The 17,485-nt window shown below is 64.8% G+C and carries 18 protein-coding genes; 8 read left to right on the top strand and 10 right to left on the bottom strand.

Translation table 11 applies throughout. The features are described from left to right. Positions 1 to 29: 29 nt before the first annotated feature. Entirely contained in the window at positions 30 to 767 is a 738-nt protein-coding gene (locus ACH2DG_RS12135; protein WP_395026395.1) for a TenA family transcriptional regulator, read from the bottom strand. A 307-nt stretch (positions 768 to 1,074) separates the two neighbouring features. On the opposite strand from ACH2DG_RS12135, the gene ACH2DG_RS12130 reads away from it, so the two are divergent. From ACH2DG_RS12130 to ACH2DG_RS12110, 5 genes are all read left to right on the top strand, one after another. After that, the gene (locus ACH2DG_RS12130; protein ID WP_395026394.1) at positions 1,075 to 1,398 is read left to right on the top strand and encodes a 2Fe-2S iron-sulfur cluster-binding protein; all 324 of its coding nucleotides are present in this window, start codon (positions 1,075 to 1,077) and stop codon (positions 1,396 to 1,398) included. A 17-nt stretch (positions 1,399 to 1,415) separates the two neighbouring features. Further along, entirely contained in the window at positions 1,416 to 1,736 is a 321-nt protein-coding gene (locus ACH2DG_RS12125) for a ferredoxin (RefSeq protein WP_184704940.1), read from the top strand. Positions 1,737 to 1,752: 16 nt separating this feature from the next. Next, the gene (locus tag ACH2DG_RS12120) at positions 1,753 to 2,043 is read left to right on the top strand and encodes a 2Fe-2S iron-sulfur cluster-binding protein (RefSeq protein ID WP_184704942.1); all 291 of its coding nucleotides are present in this window, start codon (positions 1,753 to 1,755) and stop codon (positions 2,041 to 2,043) included. Next, a complete protein-coding gene (locus tag ACH2DG_RS12115) occupies positions 2,040 to 2,786 on the top strand; it encodes a TSUP family transporter (RefSeq protein ID WP_395026393.1) in 747 nt (248 codons plus the stop codon). The genes ACH2DG_RS12120 and ACH2DG_RS12115 overlap by 4 nt, the downstream gene beginning before the upstream one ends. A gap of 62 nt (positions 2,787 to 2,848) precedes the next feature. Further along, positions 2,849 to 3,778 carry an ornithine cyclodeaminase family protein gene (locus ACH2DG_RS12110; protein ID WP_395026392.1) on the top strand — a complete coding sequence of 310 codons (930 nt, stop codon included), beginning with the start codon at positions 2,849 to 2,851 and terminating at the stop codon, positions 3,776 to 3,778. Between the two features lie 46 nt (positions 3,779 to 3,824). Here the strand turns inward: ACH2DG_RS12110 and ACH2DG_RS12105 are convergent, their stop codons facing one another. Together ACH2DG_RS12105 and ACH2DG_RS12100 are read right to left on the bottom strand one after the other, a co-directional pair. Continuing rightward, on the bottom strand, positions 3,825 to 4,478 hold the full coding sequence (locus ACH2DG_RS12105) for a GntR family transcriptional regulator (RefSeq protein ID WP_395026391.1): 654 nt from the start codon (positions 4,476 to 4,478) through the stop codon (positions 3,825 to 3,827). 260 nt (positions 4,479 to 4,738) lie between these two features. Further along, the gene (locus ACH2DG_RS12100; protein WP_395026389.1) at positions 4,739 to 4,966 is read right to left on the bottom strand and encodes a hypothetical protein; all 228 of its coding nucleotides are present in this window, start codon (positions 4,964 to 4,966) and stop codon (positions 4,739 to 4,741) included. Between the two features lie 371 nt (positions 4,967 to 5,337). On the opposite strand from ACH2DG_RS12100, the gene ACH2DG_RS12095 reads away from it, so the two are divergent. Together ACH2DG_RS12095 and ACH2DG_RS12090 are read left to right on the top strand one after the other, a co-directional pair. Further along, complete coding sequence (locus tag ACH2DG_RS12095) at positions 5,338 to 6,876, top strand: hypothetical protein (protein WP_395026388.1); 1,539 nt, start codon at positions 5,338 to 5,340, stop codon at positions 6,874 to 6,876. Between the two features lies 1 nt (position 6,877). After that, positions 6,878 to 8,350: a gamma-glutamyltransferase family protein gene (locus tag ACH2DG_RS12090; RefSeq protein WP_395026387.1), complete on the top strand. Its 1,473-nt coding sequence runs from the start codon at positions 6,878 to 6,880 to the stop codon at positions 8,348 to 8,350. 54 nt (positions 8,351 to 8,404) lie between these two features. On the opposite strand, the gene glcF is transcribed toward ACH2DG_RS12090, so the two are convergent. The 4 genes from glcF to ACH2DG_RS12070 all read right to left on the bottom strand — a co-directional run bounded on the left by glcF (position 8,405) and on the right by ACH2DG_RS12070 (position 12,542). Beyond that, a complete protein-coding gene (gene glcF, locus ACH2DG_RS12085) occupies positions 8,405 to 9,673 on the bottom strand; it encodes a glycolate oxidase subunit GlcF (protein WP_395026385.1) in 1,269 nt (422 codons plus the stop codon). Between the two features lie 27 nt (positions 9,674 to 9,700). Next, the gene (gene glcE, locus ACH2DG_RS12080; RefSeq protein ID WP_395026384.1) at positions 9,701 to 10,861 is read right to left on the bottom strand and encodes a glycolate oxidase subunit GlcE; all 1,161 of its coding nucleotides are present in this window, start codon (positions 10,859 to 10,861) and stop codon (positions 9,701 to 9,703) included. 191 nt (positions 10,862 to 11,052) lie between these two features. Next, a complete protein-coding gene (locus ACH2DG_RS12075; protein ID WP_395026383.1) occupies positions 11,053 to 12,000 on the bottom strand; it encodes an SMP-30/gluconolactonase/LRE family protein in 948 nt (315 codons plus the stop codon). Positions 12,001 to 12,065: 65 nt separating this feature from the next. After that, positions 12,066 to 12,542: an Lrp/AsnC family transcriptional regulator gene (locus ACH2DG_RS12070; RefSeq protein WP_184704961.1), complete on the bottom strand. Its 477-nt coding sequence runs from the start codon at positions 12,540 to 12,542 to the stop codon at positions 12,066 to 12,068. 86 nt (positions 12,543 to 12,628) lie between these two features. Between ACH2DG_RS12070 and ACH2DG_RS12065 the strand changes: the two genes are divergently transcribed. After that, on the top strand, positions 12,629 to 14,893 hold the full coding sequence (locus ACH2DG_RS12065) for an aminotransferase class V-fold PLP-dependent enzyme (protein WP_395026382.1): 2,265 nt from the start codon (positions 12,629 to 12,631) through the stop codon (positions 14,891 to 14,893). A 106-nt stretch (positions 14,894 to 14,999) separates the two neighbouring features. Here ACH2DG_RS12065 and ACH2DG_RS12060 read toward each other — a convergent pair whose 3' ends face one another. The 3 genes from ACH2DG_RS12060 to ACH2DG_RS12050 all read right to left on the bottom strand — a co-directional run bounded on the left by ACH2DG_RS12060 (position 15,000) and on the right by ACH2DG_RS12050 (position 17,435). After that, complete coding sequence (locus tag ACH2DG_RS12060) at positions 15,000 to 16,298, bottom strand: ammonium transporter (RefSeq protein WP_395026380.1); 1,299 nt, start codon at positions 16,296 to 16,298, stop codon at positions 15,000 to 15,002. Positions 16,299 to 16,365: 67 nt separating this feature from the next. Beyond that, entirely contained in the window at positions 16,366 to 16,704 is a 339-nt protein-coding gene (locus ACH2DG_RS12055; protein WP_395026494.1) for a P-II family nitrogen regulator, read from the bottom strand. A gap of 41 nt (positions 16,705 to 16,745) precedes the next feature. Continuing rightward, positions 16,746 to 17,435, bottom strand: a complete 690-nt coding sequence (locus ACH2DG_RS12050) for a TorF family putative porin (protein ID WP_395026492.1) — start codon at positions 17,433 to 17,435, stop codon at positions 16,746 to 16,748. Positions 17,436 to 17,485: the final 50 nt, after the last annotated feature.

Raw genomic sequence — 17,485 nt, 5'->3', positions numbered from 1 at the left:
GCAGGGGGCCAGATGGAGAAAGAGGCAAATCAGGCAGCCAGCAGCTCTTCTGCAGGAATCTGCAGATCCTTGGCCACATAGTCGTGGTAGAGCGCCGTGGTGTAGAGCAGGCGCATCTGGGCGCCGATTTCGCAGATGCGCAGGCACTTGGCTTGCAGCTCCGGCGTATTGGCGTGCTCCAGCACGATCTGGTAACCGCGTTCGCCATGGATTTCGTCCGAGACGATGTGCAGGTCGAAGAACTCGACATCCTCGTCGGAGAAGCCATATTTCTCGCGCAGCGTCGGGGTCTGCTTGCGGTAGATGGACGGCACCTGCGATTCGAGGCCGACCACGAGGCCCGCCACCGCCACCACGGGGTCTTCGCGCATCGCCACGGCATAGCACCACGACTGCAGGCCTCGGGTGGTGGGAGACATGTTGTCGGGGTTGACCACGCGCTCGCGGGTGGTGCCGCAGGCCTCGGCAAAGCGGATCAGCAGATCGGTGTGGCGGTCGCCGCCAATTTCCTCTTCATACATGTTGGCCAGCAGGAAGTCCTTGGCCTCGGTCATGTGGTCTGGCGTGCGGGCATACAGGTAGCCCAGGTAATCGGCAAACGGGCCGACGTAGTGGTAGTGGTTTTCGGCCCAGCGAGCCAGATGCTCACGGCTCAGGCGACCGGTAGCCCAGGCCACGCTGAAAGGGGCCTTGTTAGCGCTCTTGCCCTTGATGGCGTTTTCCAGTGCGGCGCGGAATTCTTCGCGGTTCAGCAGTTTGTTCGTCATGGCGACTCCTCTGTGGATGGGTGGGTGCGTCGCTGAATCAAACCGAGCCAGGCGACGGAGTTAGAATACTGTATACAACATACTAGGTCAACTGTTTGCCGGCATTTCTCACCCTGGTAGTTTCCCTGGGTATCACATGAAATTCATCGGCGTCTCCCCCTCAGGATTCCGCATCTCCACCCTATAGAGCGGATAGGAAACGCTTCCGTCAGAACCCGCATTCCAACGCCTCACTCGCGTTATCCCTAGTGCTTTGAGTTTCTTTTTTGTATACAGTATACGCAATAGAACTATGAAGGATATCCTCATGCCCCTGATCACGTTTCACAAGAACGGCCAGACCTTCCAGGACGAGGTCAAGGCAGGCTCCAACCTGGTGGTGCGCGCAGGCATCAAGCAGTACCCATACCCGCATCTGGCCTACCAGTGCGGCATGGGCAAGTGCGCCACCTGCGCCTGCAGGATCATTGCGGGCGCCGAAAACCTGCCGCCTCCGAACTGGAAAGAGAAGAAGCAGCTCGGCGACCGTCTGGACCAGGGCTACCGCCTGGCTTGCCAGTTGTGGCTGGAACACGACCTGGAGCTGGAGCAACTCCCACCGGCTGCCGCAGCAGCCGTATCCGCCGCCTGACCCGAGGAGCCCGCACCATGTTTGTCATCCTCACCAGCAAGCCCGGCCAGTACCGCACCGTGCCGAGCGCCGACATTGAATTGCTGGAAGCCTGGAACTACCAGTTCTATGGCCGCGTGCTGGCCCAGTTCGTGCTCGGCAGGCTCCTGCGAGAGACCAAGGTGCAGGTGATTGAAGAGGATGCCTCGGGCACCGTCAACGCCGTGCCTTCCAAGTTTCTGGAGCGTTTTGACACGCTTGCGCAGGCGCACGCCGAGTTGCAGCACCTGTGCAACTTCGGCTCGCTCGACGCCCAGCTGATCTCCGTCCCCCTGCCGCAAGCCGCAGCTTCTGCCTGACTGCCGGAATCCACACATGCCCACCATCACCTTCGTCACCAACGACAACAAGGCCGTCGAGGCCCCGGACAACAGCAACCTGCTGCGCGTATCGCTGCGCGAAAAAGGCGGCATCCCCTTCAAATGCGGTGGTGGCCTGTGCGGCACCTGCAAATGCAGGATTGTCGAAGGCCTGGCCAACACCGATGCCGTCAAACCCAAGGAGCGCAAGCACTTCACCGAAGAGCAGTTCGCCCAAGGCCACCGTCTGGCCTGCCAGACCTTTGTGAATGGCGACATCAGCGTGAGCTGGCAGTTGCCCGCATGATGGCCTGGGCAAGCTTTGCCGAGCAGTTGGGCGCAGGCCGCTACCTGGCCATGGGCCTGATGGTGCTGGCCGGCGCCGCCATGCAGGGCGTGGGCGGCCTGGGCTACGCCATGTTCTGCGCGCCGCTGGCTGCCCTCTTCTTTCCGGAGCTGGTGCCCGGCCCATTGCTGGCCGTGGGCGCGCCGCTGGCCCTGCTGGCCTACCTGCGCGAGCGCAACGCGCTCAACGGCCATGTAGCGGCTGCCACGCTGGCAGGCCGCGTCATCGGCACCTTTGCGGCGACGGGCCTTTTGGTGTATTTCAGCCCCGGTGCCCTATCCATCTTGTTTGCCGTTCTCATTTTGATAGCAGTCGCCCTCAGCACCATCGGCTGGCGGGTACAACCCACAACGGTCAACCTGTCGATTGCCGGGGTCGCCAGCGGCATCATGGGCACGATCACTGCAGCCGGTGGCCCGCCGTTTGCCATTGCCATGCAGCACCTTGCGCCACCCACCATGCGCTCCACGCTGGGCGTGGTGTTCTTCGCAGGCACCATCGTCTCCATCACTGCCCTCGCCTGGGTTGGCAAGATGGGCGCGCAGGAGTGGTGGTACTTTGCCGTGCTGCTGCCATGGATGCTGGTGGGCTTTTTCGCATCCAACCGGCTGGCGCGCCATGTCTCCAAGACCGCCATCCGCCAATGGCTGCTGGGTACGGCGGCGATGAGCGCCTGCGTCATCCTGCTCAAGGTCTGGCTCTAGGAACGCGCTTCAAAGCGCCAGCCCGCCCCACCTCTCCTTTCCCACTCTGAACCACACACACCATGCTGCACATTACCGACGCCATGGTGGACACGCTGGTGTCCGCCGATGAAGCCCTTGCCGCCATGCGCACCGCCTTTACCGCCTTTGGCAAGGGCGAGGCTGCGATGCAGGCGCGCGAACGCACCGATGCCGGAGGCGTCAAGCTCTCTACGCTGGGGGCGGTGATTCCCTCGCTGGGCATGACCGGCGCCAAGGTCTACACCACGATCGCTGGCCAGTTCAATTTTGTGATCCTGCTGTTCTCCACCGAGACCGGCGCGCCGCTTGCCACGATGGAGGCCAATGCCATCACCCGCCTGCGCACGGCGGCAACCACGGTGCTGGCGGCAGAGCATCTGGCCCCTGCCCAGCCGCAGCAGCTGTTTCTGTGCGGGGCGGGTGTACAGGGCATGGCCCACGCGCAGCAGCTGGTGCGCCGCCTGGGGCTGCGGCGCATAGCAGTGTTCGATCCTTACGCAGCAGACGACCTGGCTGAGCGCCTGGCGCACCTCACCGGTGCCCAGGTCACCCGCGTGCGCGATACCGATGGCGTGGCCGACGCCGAGATCGTCGTCACCGCCTCGCGCTCCAAAGACCCGCTGTTTGCCGGGCAGCGCATCGCAGAAGGCGCTTTTGTGGCGGCGATTGGCTCCAGCCTGCCGCATACGCGCGAACTCGACGACGCCGCCCTGGCGCGCGCGTCGCAGATCGCAGTGGAATGGAAAAAGCAGGCGCTGGCCGAGGCGGGCGACCTGGTGCTTGCAGACCCAGCGCTGCAGGTGGCCAGCAAGGTGGTGGAACTGGGCGATATCGTCTGCGGCAAGCATGCCGGCGCGCGCGGCGGTGCGGGCATTCGCCTCTACAAGGCCGTGGGCGTGGGTCTGGAAGACATCGCGCTGGCCGGTCTTGCCTACCAAAACCACCAGAACTATCAAAAAAAGAGCGCCTAGCGCGCTCTGGGTGGGCACCAAGGCCCGGTTGCTCTACAAAACCATATCAAGGCTCAATGCCCGCCGCGTTGTAGATATGGCGCGCGGCCAGCAGGCCCGCCAGCTCGGGATCGCCCTTGATCACCGCGCGCAGGATAGCGGCATGCTCTTCCCAGTTCTGCGGCGCACGTTCGCGGCTGCGCGGTGCAAACAGCACGGCGGTGCGGTCGCGCAGGGACAGCATCACTTCCTGCAGCACCGAATTGGCCGCCACCTTGCCCAGCGCGGAGTGAAACTTCTGGTTCAGCGTGGCCAGCACCTCGTCGTCGCCGGAATGGGCATTTTTCACGCCTTCGGCGAGCAGCGCTTCCAGCTCGGCAATCTGCTGGGGGTCATGGCGCTTGGCGGCCAGGCGCGCATTGAGCGCTTCGAGCGTGGCGCGCACTTCCACCAGTTCGCGCAGTAGATCGCCATGGAACTTAGCCACCGAGGCGCCCCGGCGCGGCTCGATGATCACGAGGCCGCTGGAGGCCAGTTGGCGCAGCGCTTCGCGCACCGGCATGCGCGATACCGCAAACTCCTCCGACAGGCGCTCCTCCACCAGGCGCTCGCCCGAGGCCAGCTCACCCGACATGATCTTCTCGCGCAGCGCTTCCACCAGTTGCTGGGTCAGCGGCGAGTGGTTGAGTCCTGTTTTTTTGTCTCCGGTGGCAATGGGCATGAAAGTCGGTCCGATCGATACGTGGTATTCCCCAGCCCCTGCCAGCCCTGGTAGGGCAGGCAAGAGTGCATCCGCCATGGCAGGCCGGTGGCGGGCAACACGGCGCACGCGCCCGGCAGGATACACCGGCAGCGCGCCACCGCCGAAGCTGGGGCCGCGCACCAGTTTACATGCCCAGGCGCTACTCCACCGGCTTTGGATACAACTCAAGCGCCGCGTTTTGACGAAGATTCAGAAACCCGCGCAAGGCGCTCGTCGTATCAACGTGCAGAACGGCGGATTTCTGCGAACGAGCGGGTGTCCTGCATGGCCTGTGCCCACAGGCGCTCGGCAGGCATCTCGGCCAGGCGCTTGGCCTGCCAGTTGACGAAAGCGGACTCGATGCGCGAGAGCAGCGACAGCGAGGCAGGCAGCACAGGCTGCACCACAGCCGTCAGCTGTTGCATGGCGGCTTCGCGGGAGTTGACGGGAAGGGATACGGATTTCATAGCGCAGTGTCCTTGCATGCCTAGTGTTAACCCTAGTGTATCCAATGTACGAATACAAGAACTACAGCTACGCCAATAACCCCACCCTATCTAAGCTTGCTCACCCGGCGAAAAAGCACATTGTTTTTAAACAAAATTTAAATGATAAATTTTTCAACCCGACCACAAAGCATGACGTAGACGAGGCTTCAGATGGAATGAAGTATTGTTCCCATCATCCAGTTTTGTATACGAATCATATGGAAAATTGCTTTTAAACCCGGGTTAATTAAATGATGCGGCGCAACATATCTGGTATTCCCTGATGATATTTTGCTTTTTTGTATTTAGTATACAAATTGGCTGTTGAATCATACCAAGGAGTAGCCACGATGGATCCGTCAGTTTCAATCGGTGCCGCGCACTGGGCCTATCTGGCCGGGGTGCTGGTCATCATTCTTACCATGGCCTTCCGCGCAAACGTGGTGGTGCCTTCGCTGATTGCCACCATCGTGGTGGCCTTTGCCTGGAGCGGCAGTGCCATCACCGGCATTGGTAGCATTTTCAGTGCCAGCATGGTTGCAGCCAAGGAGCTGTTCAACATCTTCCTGATCATTGCGCTGATGACGGCGTTGCTCAACTCCCTCAAGGACCTGGGCTCGGACATCCGAATGGTCAAGCCGTTTCGCGCCGTCATGAAAAACGGCCACACGGCGTATTTCATCCTGGCGCTGGTCACCTACCTGATCTCGCTGTTCTTCTGGCCCACCCCTGCCGTGCCGCTGGTGGCCGCCGTGCTGCTGCCCGCTGCCATTGCCGCAGGCCTGCCACCCATAGCGGGGGCCATGGCCATCGCCATTGCAGGCCAGGGCATGGCGCTGTCGTCCGACTATGTGATTGGCGTGGCGCCCGGCATCAGCGCCAAGGCCGCAGGCGGCATCAGCGCGGTGGCTGTGGGCGACAAGGCGCTGCTGCTGTCCTGGGTGGTGGGCATGATTGCCCTCTTCCTGTCGTACTTCAAGATCCGCAAATACATCGTGCCGGGCAACAACGCCTTGCTGGAGCGCTGGGAGCTGAACCCCGTCGGCATCAACGCCCAGGTAGAAGGCGGCGGCACCTTCAACAAGGCCGAAATCGCCCAGGGCACGGCGCACGACGACGACCTGGGCACCAATTCGGAGCTGGAAGCAGCCCTCAAGAAGACCAAGAGCACCGAGGGCGCCTCCAAGCTGTTTGCGGTCGTCACGCCGCTCGCCTTCCTCATCGTGATTCTGGTCATGCTCGGCCCCAAGTTCATCCAGGGCGCGCCTGACCTCAAAGGCGGCGATGCCGCCATGCTGATCGGCGGCGTGGCGGCCTTGCTGATGATCTGGGCCACCACGGCGCGCAATGGCTTTCGCAAGATGCTCGATACCGCGGCCGACCACATCACCGACGGCTTCGTCTTTGCCTTCAAGGCCATGGGCGCGGTGCTGCCGATTGCCGGTTTCTTCTTCATCGGTTCGCACGAGACCGCAGGCCCCATCCTGGGCATTGCTCCGGGCCAGCCGGTGCCTGACCTGCTGTTCGAGTTGGTCAAGGCGAGCCAGCACCTGATTCCCGACAGCCAGTTGCTGGTGTCGTTTGGTGTGCTGATCATGGGCATGATCACCGGGATCGACGGCTCCGGCTTCGCGGGACTGCCGCTGACCGGCACCCTGTCGGGCGCGCTGGGCCCGGCCTCGGGCATGGATGTCTCTGCCCTGGCGGCCCTGGGCCAGATGGGCGCGGTATGGACGGGCGGCGGCACCTTGATCGCCTGGTCGTCACTGATCGCCGTAGCCGGGTTTGCGCGGGTCAATGTGCTGGAGCTGGCCCGCGCCCTGCTCATCCCCGTGGTGCTGGGCCTGATTGCCGCCGTGTTCACCGCCGTGGCGCTCTGGGGCGCCTGAGATGGCAGGCGAACCATTGCTGGGTGTGGTGGGCAGCGGCGCCATGGTGGCGACCGGCCACCCGCTGGCCGCACAGGCCGCACAGGCCCAGTTGCTGGCAGGTGGCTCGGCGGTGGATGCCGCCATTGCCGCCGATGCGGTACTTGGCGTGGTCGAGCCCATGGCCACCGGCGTGGGCGGCGACCTGCTTGCCATGCTGGTGCCCCCAGGGCAGGCACCCATCAGCTACAACGGCACGGGTCGCGCGCCGCTCGGCCTGACTGCGGCAAGGGTCGAGGCCCTGCCCGGCCAGAAGATTCCCGAGCGCCATCCGCTCTCCGTCACCACGCCCGGCGCCGTACAGGGCTGGTGGGATCTGCACCAACGCTATGGCAAGCGCCCCTGGGCCAGTCTGTTCGATGCAGCCGTGAATGCTGCGCGCGACGGCTTTGCGGTGGCGCCCGTGGCCGCGCGCGAGTGGGCCCTGTTTCAGCAGGTGATCGCCAGCGACCCTGCCAGCGCCGCACTCTACCGCGCGCAGCACCCTCCGAAGGCCGGTGAGCGTTTTGAGAACCCCGCACTGGCCCGGTTGCTGGGCGAGATCGCCGCGCAGGGGCCCAGCGCCTTCTACGAGGGGCACATTCCCCTGGCCGCCGAGCGCGCCATGCAGCACCACGGCGGCGTGCTGGTTGCTGCCGATTTTGCGGCGCACCATGGCCACTTCTGCACTCCGGTCAGCGCCGATTTCTGCGGCGCCCAGGTGCATGAATGCCCGCCCAACACCCATGGCGTGGCCGTGCTCCATGCCCTGCAGGCCCTGGAGAGCCAGCCACCACAGGCCGACCAGCCTGAAGACGCCGTGCGCATGGTGCAGGCCATGGAAGCGGCCATGGAATATGCCAAGCAGACCGTGGCCGACCCGGCGGGCAACACCGTCTGTACCACCGTGGTCGATGGCGATGGTTTTGCCATCACCTTGATGAGCAGCATCTTCAAACGCTTTGGCTCCGGCCTTGCCGTGGCCGAAGGCGGTTTTGTACTGCAAAACCGGGGCCATGGCTTTGCGCAGCCCGGTCACATCAACGGGCCTGCGCCGGGCAAGCGACCCTACCACACGGTGGTGCCGGGCGCAGTGACCCGTAACGGCCAGTTCCTCGCCGTCATCGGCGTGGTGGGCGGCGCCATGCAGCCGCAAGGCCAGGTGCAATTGCTCACCCGCATGCTGGCGGGCGGCGAAGCCCCGCAGGCTGCGCTGAACCGGCCACGCTGGCGGCTGGAGGGGCAGCGTGTGCTGGCCGTGGAGGCAGGCACGCCAAAAGCAGTCACCGCCGCCCTGCGCGCAGCAGGCTACCGCGAGCCGGGCAACGAGGGCGAACTGGGCGGGCGCAGCGATTTTGGCGGCGCGCAGTGCATCCTGCGCCTGCCGGACGGGCGGCTCTGCGGCGCCTCCGATCCGCGCAAGGACGGCATGGCCCTGGCGGTTGACCGGCAATAGCGCGCCGGGCGCTTGCGCCGCGCCGCAGTTGGCGATAGCAGGTACGATTACTGGTTAGCGAGCGGGCTGCGCCGCCTGCAGCGCATCGTCGATCACCTCGATCCAGTGGCGCACCGGCACCTCGGTGCCTGCCTGCAGATGGGTGATGCAGCCGATGTTGGCCGACAGAATGGCTGCGGGCGGTGTTTCCTGGCTGCAGGCCTCGTTCAGGGTATTGATCTTGCGATCGCGCAGCTGGTGCGAAATTTCGGGCTGCAGCAGCGAGTAGGTGCCCGCCGAGCCACAGCACAGGTGCGATTCGACACGCGAGACGCGAATATCGAATCCCAGGGCCCGCAGGCTGGATTCGACACCACCGCGCAGCTTCTGGCCGTGCTGCAGCGTGCAGGGCGGATGGTAGGCCAGCGGGGCATCGGGCACCTGCAGCCTGCCCTGGAGGCGCTGCTCCAGCTCCGGCAGCATGGCGGGCAGCAGCTCGCTCAGGTCGCGCGCCAGTGCGCTGATGGTGGCGGCGCGCTCGGCGTATTCCCCGTCATGGCGCAGCAGATGGCCGTAGTCCTTGACCATGACACCGCAGCCCGAAGCCGTGCTGATGATGGCTTCGATCTGCTTTTTGGCCACCCAGGGCCACCAGGCGTCGATATTGGCGCGCGCCTGCTCCAGCGCCCCCTGCGGGTCGCTCAGGTGCTGCTGCACCGCGCCGCAGCATTTGGCGGCGGGCGTCACCAGCGTCTGGATGCCCACGGCATCGAGCACGCGCGCGGTGGCAGCATTGATGTTGGGCAACATGGCAGGCTGCACGCAACCGGCCAGCATCATCACCTTGCGTTCATGCTCGCGCGACGGCCAGCGGCCCGCGCTCGGTGCCTTGGGCAGCTTGTCCTTCAAGCCGCCGGGCAGCAGCGGCCTGGCAATGCGGCCCAACGCCACTGCTGCGCCAAAGGCCTTCGATGTCATGCCTGTGCGCAGCGCCCAGCGGGCGGCGCGCTCGCCCAGCGGGCGCTCCACCTTATCATCGACGATGTGGCGGCCGATGTCCAGCAGCTTTCCGTATTGCACGCCGCTGGGGCAGGTGGATTCGCAGTTGCGGCAGGTCAGGCACCTGTCCAGGTGCTCCTGCGTCTTGCGGGTGGGCTCCTGGCCTTCGAGCACCTGCTTGATCAGGTAGATGCGGCCACGCGGGCCGTCCAGCTCGTCGCCCAGCAATTGGTAGGTGGGGCAGGTGGCGGTGCAGAAGCCGCAGTGCACGCACTTGCGCAGGATGGCTTCGGCCTCCTGGCCTTCGGGGGTGTTCTTGAACTCGGGGGCTAATTGGGTTTGCATGGTGCAGGGGTACCTGGATTAGCGGATTCAGCTGATGGCCCAGTCGCCCAGGCGGCCGGGGTTGAAGATGCCGTTCGGGTCAAACGCCTGCTTGAGACGCTGCTGCACCTGGCGCAGCGCCGGGGAAGCGGGCGTATAGCCAAAATCGTCGGACGACGCCCAGCGCACGGCCTCGCCGGGCCGAAAGCACACCGCGCTGCCGCCCACACTGGCGGCCATGGCGTGCAAGGCAGCGGCATGCTGCATGGGCGCCTGCACCCAGCGCAGCGCGCCGCCCCACTCCATCAGCGGTTGAATGGCCTGTTCGGTGCAGGGCAGCGCCGGGGTGGTGGCCGGAACCGACAGCCGCCACAGCGCGTGGTCGGCTTCCATCTGCGTGAACCAGGGCAACTGCTGCTCGCGGCATGCCAGCCAGGCGCCATCGGCCTGGGCATGGTCGAGCATGGTGCCGCCCATGTGGCTGAGCGCCGCCTCGACGGCAGCCATGGCGCCGCGCAGGCGCACCAGCAGGTGGCCACTGTCGCTGCTGCCGCCCGACTGCCACAGGCTGGCGTTGATGGGCAGCGGCTGCGCGCGCCAGCCCGCCAGCATGTCGATGGCCTGCTGCTGGCTGCATTCGTAATACAAGGTGGCCTGGGCCCGCTGCATGGGCAGCACCTTGATGCTGATGTCGGTGAGCAGGCCGAGCGTGCCCCAGGCACCTGCCATGAGGCGCGATACGTCGTAGCCCGCCACGTTCTTCATCACCTGGCCGCCAAAGGTGAGGTGCTCGCCCACGCCGTTGATCATGGACAGGCCGAGGATGTAGTCGCGCACGGCACCTGCCGACACACGCGCGGGCCCCGACAGGCCTGCCGCCACCATGCCGCCCACTGTAGCCTGCGTGACACCGACGCCCAGGTGCGGGGGCTCGAATGCGAGGCACTGGCCACGTTCGGCCAGCACCTGTTCCAGCTCGGCCAGCGGCGTGCCGCTGCGCACGGTGACGACCAGCTCGCTCGGCTCGTAGCTGACGATGCCGCTGTAGCTGCGCGTATCCAGCAGTTCGCCACCCAGGCGAACGCCATAAAAATCCTTGCTGCCGCCCCCACGTATGCGCAGCGGCGCCTTGTGGGCATGGGCAGATCGAACGCGCTCCTGCCAGTCGAGCACGGTGGGGTGATGAGAGGCAGCCACAGCTTGGTCCATGGCCCGATGGTAGCCGCAGTTGCAAGGGCTGTCGCCCGCTCAAGAAAGCGTTGCGGCGGAAATAGGCCTAAGAGCCGCTAACACAACCCAGCAAATCGCAGATTTGCGGTTGAGACGAGGCGCGAAGCCGCAGGCAGTACAGACGTACGACAAGGCGAAGCAACGACGTATCAAGGGTTGTGTTAGCCGCTCTAAAACCCGTGCTCCAGCTCGCGCCAAGGCTGCGTAGGCAACCCGGCCACGCCCACGCGCATGGCAAACACGCAGCCCGACAGCGGCAGCTGGGCCAGCTCCTGCGGGCTGCGGCCATGGCGGGCCGATGTCAGGTAGAGCGTGCGGCCGTCACTGCCGCCAAAGCAGGGCATGGTGGGGCAGAGCATGGGCGTGGTGTGGCTGGCCAGGATGTCGCCACGCGGCGATATCTGCAGCACACGCCCGCCTTCGTACATGGCGCACCAGTAGTTGCCATCCACATCTACCGCAGCGCCGTCGGGCCGCCCGCCGTAGCCGGGCTCGCCTGGCGTCCAGCCTTCGGGTTTGCCGTCGAATTGGATGAATACGTCCCCTTCTCCTTGCGGGTTGCCATTCACGTCGCAGGCATAGCGCCTGACGGTGTGCGTGGGCGTATCGGCCCAGTACATGGTGCGTCGGTCGGGCGACCACGCCAGGCCATTGGCGTTGGCCACACCGCCCAGCACCTTGCGCACCGTTGTGGTGCCTCCGCTGGCATCCACACAGTACAGCGCCCCCACCGGTTGGCGCGCGCCGCTGGCTGGCTCGTGGATGGTGCCCACCCACAGGCGGCCCTGTGCATCGCAACGGCCATCGTTGCCACGCTCGGTGGCCGGGTCGATAGGCAGGCGGGCAATGTCGTGCAAGGTGCCGCCCCAGTCCGTGGCGCGGCAGATGCGGTCGCGCAGCACCACGATCCAGCCGTCGAGCGCGCCGCCGCTGCGGGCCGGGGCAATGCAACCGGGCTCGGCGGGCATGTCCCAGCGGTCAAGGTAGCCCGATCCGGGCATGGTGCGCCACAGCTTTCTGCCCGCCACGTCCACCCCATACAGCACACCACCACTGGCCTGCCAGAAAGGTGATTCTCCCAACGCAAACGGCTGGCTGATCACGGTATGCCAGATCATGGCTTTCCTTCGGAAAAAACGAGAAACATGGGCCTGCCTTGCATTTTCTGTGCCACCGCACGCGTTCAGGGAATATAGGACAGCGGCAGCGCGGTGGTGAACTTCAGCTCCTCCATCGCAAAGCTGGACGACACATCGAACAGCTGGGTGTCGGCAATCAGCCGCTTGTAGACCTTGTCATAGGCGGCAATGTCGGGCACCACCACGCGCAGCAGGTAATCCACATCGCCGCTCATGCGGTAGAACTCCACCACCTCGGGAATGGCCTGCACCGCACCCCGAAAACGCTCGAACCATTCCTGGCTGTGCGTGCTGGTGCGCACCGCAACGAACACGGTGACGCCCACATTCACCTTGTCGCGGTCCACCAGCACCACCTGACGCTTGATGACACCGGCCTCCTTGAGCCGCTGGACACGGCGCCAGCATGGCGTGGCCGACAGACCCACCTGGGCCGCCAGATCGGCGACCTGGATCTCGGCGTCAGCCTGCAGCAACTCCAGCAGCTTGCGATCAATGGAATCCAGTTTTATCTTTTGCATGATTATTGGAATATGTTTCCAAATATAGTGCCACAAACAGCTGAATTTGCATACGTATGCCCTGGCCTCGGCCCGACAATTTGCGTATGGAAATCTACCTCGACGCCAACGCCACCACCCCCGTCCTCCCACAGGCCCGCGCCGCCGCCATGGCCGTGATGGGCGATGCCTACGGCAACCCCAGCAGCATCCACGGCAGCGGACTCAAGGCCCGCGCACTGCTGGACGAAGTGCGCGCTGCCGCACGCCGCGTGCTGGGTGTGCCCACCGGACAGCTGCTGTTCACCAGCGGTGCGACCGAGGGCATCCAGACCGCCGTGCTGTCGGCCCTGACTGCCCTGCGCCAGCGCAAGGATGCCGGCGACACGACTGCGCTGCAATTGCTGTATGGCGCCACCGAACACAAGGCCGTACCCGAGGCACTCAAGCACTGGAATGCGGTGCTGGGCCTGCACCTGCCGATCGAGGCCATTCCGGTGGGCACGGATGGACGCCATGACCTGGACTGGCTGCGCGCGCAAGCGCCCACTGCAGGCCTGGTCTGCACCATGGCAGCCAACAACGAGACAGGTGTGGTCAGCGACCTGGACGGTATTGCAGGCGCAATGCTGGGCAGCCCCGCACTGTGGCTGGTGGATGGTGTGCAGGCACTGGGCAAGCTGGCGCTCAAACCTTTGGAGCGCGGCATCGACTACGCGCCCTTCTCCGGCCACAAGCTCTATGCGCCCAAGGGCGTGGGCATGCTCTATGTGCGTGAAGGCGCGCCATTCACCCCGCTGCTGGCCGGTGGTGGCCAGGAAGGCGCACTGCGTGCTGGCACCGAGAACATGGCCGGCATCGCCGCGCTGGGTGCAGTGCTGCAGGCGCTGCAGGATGGCGCCACCTTTGCCGATGCCGCCACACTGGCCGATCACCGCAGCCGGCTGGCCTTGGCCTTGAACGAGGCGTTTGCCGGCCTGGTGTTCAACGCACCACCCGCGCTGTGCCTGCCCACCACGCTGAATTTTGCGGTGCCGGGGCTCAGCTCCAAGCTGCTGCTTGATCTGTTTGACGCCGCAGGTCTGCGCGTGAGCGGAGGTTCGGCCTGCAGCGCATCCAAGGCGCAGCCCAGCTATGTGCTCGAAGCCATGGGCCTGCCCGCATGGCAGACGGCCGCCGCCGTGCGCATGTCCTTCGGCGCAGCAGACTCCACCGCGATGATCGACGAAGCCTGTGCCCGCATCCGCGCCTGTGGCGCCGCACTGCGCACCAACTGCATCATGGAGGCCCCGCAGGCCACTGAACACGGTGCAGTTCCCCTGCTGACGCGCTTTGTCGTCGATGGCGCCTGCTGCTACCTGCTGGCCGACGCCGCCAGCCAGCGCTGCGTGGTGATCGATCCGCTGCCCGAGCTGGTGGACCGCCTTGCCCAATGGGTGCGCTGCCGGGAATTCACGGTGGCTGCGGTTGTCGACACCCACAGCCACGGCGACCACCAATCCTCCGCACCCGAGCTGCGCGCAGCCTTGCCACACCAGTTGCAGGCGGAAGGCGCCACAGATGCGCTGGGCTGGCCCGAGGGCGCTGCGCAGATCGCGCTGGGTGCCCACCGCCTCACGCGCCTGGCGCTGCCGGGGCACACAGCCGATTCCACCGCGTACCTGCTGCACGAAGGTGACGTATTGCGCCTTGCCTTCGTGGGCGATACCGTGATGCCCGGCGCCTTGGGCCGCAGCGACTTTGCCCAGAGCGAGCCACTCGCCTACGCTGGCTCGCTGCGCACGCTGGAGCAGGCCGTTGGCCCGCACACGCTGCTGCTGCCTGGGCATGACTACGAAGACCGTTTTGCCTGCACGCTGGGGGTGGAGTGCACGGCCCAGCCGCTGCTGGCCGGCGTATTGCAGGGCCAATTGGATGCAGCAGCCTTTGCCGCTGCCAAGGAGGCGCTGGAGCACGACCTGGCGCCTACCGCGTACCAGACCATGGCCTGCGGCGCCCGCGTGGATGCCTGTACGCAGTCGACGCATGTCGAGCTGCCCATGGAGCAGGCCCAGGCATTGCGGCAGGCAGGCACCCCGCCGCTGCTGGTCGATGTGCGCGAACCCTATGAGCAGCAGCTGGGCAGCGCACCCGGGCTGGAGCGAGACGACCGCGTCCAGGCGGTGCCGCTGTCCGGCCTGCTCAATGCACTGCCCCAATGGCTGGCACTGCCTGCCGAGACGCCCGTGGTGTTCTACTGCCGCAGCGGCAACCGCAGCGCCCAGGCCGCCCGTGCGCTGCGACGCCTGGGACACCACCAGGCCTTCAGCCTGGCAGGAGGCCTGGCCCTGTGGCCCGAGCCTGCAATCGCAGCTACCGTCGCAACGGAATAAACGCCTTGCACAGCACGGTGCCGCGCACAGCTGCAGAGCAGCGCAAGTAAAAAAAGGCCGGTCGGGCTCTTCGCCCGTCCAGCCTCCCAAGGAGTATGTGGAACGATCAGCGGCTGTAGGCCACCTCGCCGTGCGTGCTGATGTCCAGGCCTTCGCGCTCGGCCTCTTCCGACACCCGCAGCCCGATGGTGTACTTGCAGACGGCAAACGACACCGCTGCCACCACGCCAGACCACGCCAGGGTCATCAGCACGCTCTTGACCTGGACCCACACCTGGTGGGCCATGTTGTAGCCTTCCGGCTCCACGCCACCCAGGCTGGACGCACAGAACACCCCCGTCAGGATCGCGCCCAGAATACCGCCCACGCCGTGCACGCCGAACACGTCGCAGGTGTCGTCGGCCTTGAGCATGCGCTTGAGTCCCGACACGCCCCACAGGCACAGCGGCCCGGCGATGGCGCCCATGATGATCGAGCCCATGGGCCCCACCAGACCCGCAGCAGGCGTGATGCAGACCAGCCCGGCCACTGCGCCCGATGCGGCGCCCAGCATCGAGGCCTTGCCCTTGTGCAGTGCTTCGGCGGCAATCCAGCCCATCGCTGCGGCGCCCGTGGCCAGAATAGTGTTGATGAACGCCAGGCCGGCAATGCCGTTGGCGGCTCCCGCCGAGCCTGCGTTGAAGCCGAACCAACCCACCCACAGCAGCGATGCACCCACCATGGTCAGCGTCAGGCTGTGCGGTGCCAGCGCTTCGCGACCAAAGCCGATGCGCTTGCCCACCATGTACGAACCCACCAGACCAGCAACGGCCGCGTTGATGTGCACCACGGTGCCGCCAGCAAAGTCGAGCGCCCCGTCCTTGGCCAGCAGGCCGCCGCCCCACACCATGTGCGCCATGGGGATGTAGCTGAAGGTGAACCACAGCACCGAGAACAGGAGAACGGCAGAGAACTTGATGCGCTCGGCGAATGCACCCACGATCAGCGCCACGGTGATGGCAGCGAAGGTGGACTGGAACGAGACGAACACGAACTCTGGAATGGTGGCCAGCGCCGTCGACAAGGTGTCGGGCTTGATGCCCGCAAGGAAGGCCTTGTCGAAGCCGCCGAAAAAGTTGCCTTCTCCCGCAAAGGCGAGCGAGTAGCCGTACACCGCCCACAGCACCGTGATCAGCGAAAAGATCACAAACACCTGCGCCAGCACCGACAGCATGTTCTTGCTGCGCACCAGGCCGCCGTAGAACAGCGCCAGGCCCGGGATCACCATCAGGATCACCAGCATGGTGGATGTCAGCATCCACGCCGTATCGCCGCTGTTGAGTGCAGGCGCCGCATCGGCTGCCATGGCGCTGCCAGCGGCAACCGCCGCTGCCGCTGCCCCTGCCAGAGAAAGTAGTCGTCGCATGTTATTCACACCTTTTAGATAAGTTGGCCTCTAGCGCTTTTTTCCTTCAAGCACAGATTGCTATCTTTCAGAGCGCATTCGTTCCGGTTTCACCAGTACGGATGCGCACCACCTGCTCCAGCGTCGACACAAAGATCTTGCCGTCGCCGATCTTGCCGGTGCGCGCCGCGTTTTCAATCGCTTCGATCACCCGGTCCACCAGGTCTTCGCCAACCGCGATTTCCAGCTTGACCTTGGGCAAGAAATCAACCACGTACTCGGCGCCGCGGTACAGCTCGGTGTGGCCCTTCTGGCGGCCAAAGCCCTTGACTTCGCTGACCGTGATGCCTTGCACCCCAATGTCGGACAGTGCTTCTCGCACTTCATCGAGCTTGAAGGGCTTGATCACCGCCACTACCAGTTTCATGTTCATAGCTACTCCTTCTCATGCGCTGCAGCGGTGCAGCATCAAAACGTCTTGGCCAGGCTGACAATCGCACGGCCCTTGTTCACAAACCCGAAATCACCGGTCTTGTTGGCACCCACCCAGGCGGCGCTGAGCGACAGGCCGTCTCCCAGGTCATAGCTGCCGCCCACGCTGTAATCCAGGTAATTGGGCACGCCCAGATCCTTGATATCGCTGGAAAACCGCGTGTAGCCCACAGACACCTTCAGCGTAGTCTTGGGCGCCACCTCCTGCGCAAACGCCACATTCAGGTAGCCGGTGTTGCGGCCTTTCATCGATCCATCGATCTTGTTGCCCGCCCAGCCGAAGTAATCCTTCGACACGGTGTGCGAGTACTTGACCGTCACCGGGCCATAGGTACCAGCGCCATACAGTTCGGTCGTGTTGCCGGTGGTATTGCCGGGGTACACATAGGTCAGCAGACCCACGTCCCAATCCACATCGGCCGCCTTGAACTTGTAGCCACCGTAGAAATCCATTTCCACCCGGTTGCCGTCCAGCCATTGCACGGTCGAATTCCAGTTGCCCACGTAGAAACCGGATTCGCCGAACGTGTAATCCACCCCTCCCTGCAGCGCCGGCTTGACCCAGCGGGCGCTCGATGTCTTTTGATCCTGTCCACGGAACTTGTAGTTGGTCGTCAGACCCACATTGGCCGTCAGCTGCGCACTGGCCGCCATCGGCAGCACCATGCACACAGCCCCGATCCATACCGCCCATCCCCGCTTGCTTTCAGCCATTG

The organism is Comamonas odontotermitis (genome assembly GCF_040396735.1).
Taxonomy (GTDB): domain Bacteria; phylum Pseudomonadota; class Gammaproteobacteria; order Burkholderiales; family Burkholderiaceae_C; genus Comamonas; species Comamonas odontotermitis_C.
The sequence above is the reverse complement of the archived record's forward strand: the minus strand, read 5'-3'. Positions and strand labels throughout refer to the sequence as shown.

Bases quoted from the DNA above. Each gene is read 5' to 3' on its own strand.
- ACH2DG_RS12105 (WP_395026391.1), bottom strand. From the start codon at position 4,478: ATGCCCATTGCCACCGGAGACAAAAAAACAGGACTCAACCACTCGCCG.
- ACH2DG_RS12135 (WP_395026395.1), bottom strand. From the start codon at position 767: ATGACGAACAAACTGCTGAACCGCGAAGAATTCCGCGCCGCACTGGAA.
- glcE (WP_395026384.1), bottom strand. From the start codon at position 10,861: ATGGACCAAGCTGTGGCTGCCTCTCATCACCCCACCGTGCTCGACTGG.
- glcF (WP_395026385.1), bottom strand. From the start codon at position 9,673: ATGCAAACCCAATTAGCCCCCGAGTTCAAGAACACCCCCGAAGGCCAG.
- ACH2DG_RS12060 (WP_395026380.1), bottom strand. From the start codon at position 16,298: ATGCGACGACTACTTTCTCTGGCAGGGGCAGCGGCAGCGGCGGTTGCC.
- ACH2DG_RS12115 (WP_395026393.1), top strand. From the start codon at position 2,040: ATGATGGCCTGGGCAAGCTTTGCCGAGCAGTTGGGCGCAGGCCGCTAC.
- ACH2DG_RS12065 (WP_395026382.1), top strand. From the start codon at position 12,629: ATGGAAATCTACCTCGACGCCAACGCCACCACCCCCGTCCTCCCACAG.
- ACH2DG_RS12095 (WP_395026388.1), top strand. From the start codon at position 5,338: ATGGATCCGTCAGTTTCAATCGGTGCCGCGCACTGGGCCTATCTGGCC.
- ACH2DG_RS12120 (WP_184704942.1), top strand. From the start codon at position 1,753: ATGCCCACCATCACCTTCGTCACCAACGACAACAAGGCCGTCGAGGCC.
- ACH2DG_RS12090 (WP_395026387.1), top strand. From the start codon at position 6,878: ATGGCAGGCGAACCATTGCTGGGTGTGGTGGGCAGCGGCGCCATGGTG.
- ACH2DG_RS12125 (WP_184704940.1), top strand. From the start codon at position 1,416: ATGTTTGTCATCCTCACCAGCAAGCCCGGCCAGTACCGCACCGTGCCG.
- ACH2DG_RS12050 (WP_395026492.1), bottom strand. From the start codon at position 17,435: ATGGTGCTGCCGATGGCGGCCAGTGCGCAGCTGACGGCCAATGTGGGT.
- ACH2DG_RS12055 (WP_395026494.1), bottom strand. From the start codon at position 16,704: ATGAAACTGGTAGTGGCGGTGATCAAGCCCTTCAAGCTCGATGAAGTG.
- ACH2DG_RS12130 (WP_395026394.1), top strand. From the start codon at position 1,075: ATGCCCCTGATCACGTTTCACAAGAACGGCCAGACCTTCCAGGACGAG.
- ACH2DG_RS12100 (WP_395026389.1), bottom strand. From the start codon at position 4,966: ATGAAATCCGTATCCCTTCCCGTCAACTCCCGCGAAGCCGCCATGCAA.
- ACH2DG_RS12110 (WP_395026392.1), top strand. From the start codon at position 2,849: ATGCTGCACATTACCGACGCCATGGTGGACACGCTGGTGTCCGCCGAT.
- ACH2DG_RS12075 (WP_395026383.1), bottom strand. From the start codon at position 12,000: ATGATCTGGCATACCGTGATCAGCCAGCCGTTTGCGTTGGGAGAATCA.
- ACH2DG_RS12070 (WP_184704961.1), bottom strand. From the start codon at position 12,542: ATGCAAAAGATAAAACTGGATTCCATTGATCGCAAGCTGCTGGAGTTG.